We start from the raw sequence: 1,781 nt of genomic DNA on the forward strand, positions 1-1,781 counted from the left end.
CACACTCATAAGGTACATTTTATCGAGTTTATCCGTTGATTTTCTTTCCATCAATTCTGCCAGCAAATGTTTCATGTCTTCTTGATGATCTGGCTTGGTTCGATCCATTATGAAGTCATAAAATTTCTTTTCTTCTGCTTTCATTGGCGATGCCCCCTAGAATTTTATTCTATTATAAACTTAAATAACAATAAGTAGTAGTATTTTGATTTATTTATAAAAATAACAATTATGCAAAAAACAACAAAACGAAAAGGATATTGTTCTGCTGTTTCTCTAACGAATCGGGGAAGCCATTTTTTATGTTTAATTCATTTGCTCAATCATTTCAAAAATATAATAATATATGTTATTAAATTATCAAGATTTATACTTTTCTATCAAAAATTCGTATGCTGCTCGTCCTATAATTCCCATTGGCTGATTGATTCCTGGATTAAAATAAAAATCTAGTGTCACTAATTCTTCTAAGGTCGTCTCTTTCTCAATTGCCAAAGATAGGGTATTAATTGATTGTGTAATGTCTCTTTCAGACATTAATTGACCACCAATCAGTTTGTGCGTTCCTTTTTCGAAAACCATTTTGATATGTACTTCTTCTTGTAATTCAAGATAAGGCAGTTGACATGGTAATGTTAAAAAGGTACTTTCCACTTCGATTCCTTCAAACTTTGCTTCCTCTTCTGTTAAGCCTGTGCTAGCAACATAACTGTTGAAGATTTTCGTTGCCGTTGTTTTTTGAGTCGTGTTATATTTTATCGTATGTCCCAGAACATTCATTGCCGCAACTGTTGCACTTCTGACAACATTATTCACTAAAGGAACAAACGATTTACGGTAGCTATTACGAACTGGATAAGAAATCACATCACCTAAAGCAAATATATCTGGATCACTTGTTTGCATATGTTCGTTGACTCGTATCGTTCCATTAGCATTTAAATCTAAAAACTCTTTGACTAATCGACTATCTGGACGAGCGTTTACCGCGATGATTACATAATCATTTCTAATTTCTTCATTTGTTGTATTTGTAACAAACAGCTCTTCTTCCAATTCTGAGAAGCTAATAACACTTTCATTTAAATGAAGTTTCACACCAGATGCAACGATTTTTTCTTCAATCAGTGAAGAAAGTTCCTTATCTAAGTATCGAAAAAGAACTGAACCTGCACTTTCAATCAAATGAATTTCTTTCCCTTGATCTTTCAAGGCATCGCACAATTCTACACCAATGTAACCTCCACCAACAATTGAGATCGATTTTGACTGTTCCAATTTTTCCAATACTTCTACAGAGCTAGGATAACTTTTGAAGACAGTTACTTTATCTTTACTTGGCAATGTTATATTTGTTGAAAATTGATTTGAACCTGTTGCAAGGATCAGCTTTTCATAGCTAATCTCACTCACGTTGTTAGAAGCGTCCTCATAAATAACGTATTTTTTCTCTGGATCTATTGTAGTAACTGTTGCATTAATTAAAACGTCTACCCCTTTATTATTCAATTCTTCTAGAGTCAGATATCTCACTTTGTCCAATTCATCAACCAATTGATTCATTTTCAATACGATTCCGCTTGAAACAAAACTGATCTCACTTCTTTTTTCAATTAGAATAACCTCAGTTTGAGGATTTAATCTCTTTAATGTTAATGCGGCCTGGAGTCCCCCATGGGAGGCTCCGATAATTACTACTTTCACTAAGGTTCTTCTCCCTTCAATCAACTATGCCATCACTATGTTTATATATATACAAAATAACAATAACATTATATCCC

At 33.2% G+C, this 1,781-nt stretch carries 1 protein-coding gene; it reads right to left on the reverse strand.

Annotated features, from left to right (window positions below; all coding sequences use genetic code 11):
* Nucleotides 1-360: 360 nt before the first annotated feature.
* On the reverse strand, nucleotides 361-1,704 hold the full coding sequence (locus A5819_RS03470; RefSeq protein WP_086281824.1) for an FAD-dependent oxidoreductase: 1,344 nt from the start codon (nucleotides 1,702-1,704) through the stop codon (nucleotides 361-363).
* Nucleotides 1,705-1,781: the final 77 nt, after the last annotated feature.

The organism is Enterococcus sp. 7E2_DIV0204 (genome assembly GCF_002140855.1).
Taxonomy (GTDB): domain Bacteria; phylum Bacillota; class Bacilli; order Lactobacillales; family Enterococcaceae; genus Enterococcus_L; species Enterococcus_L lemimoniae.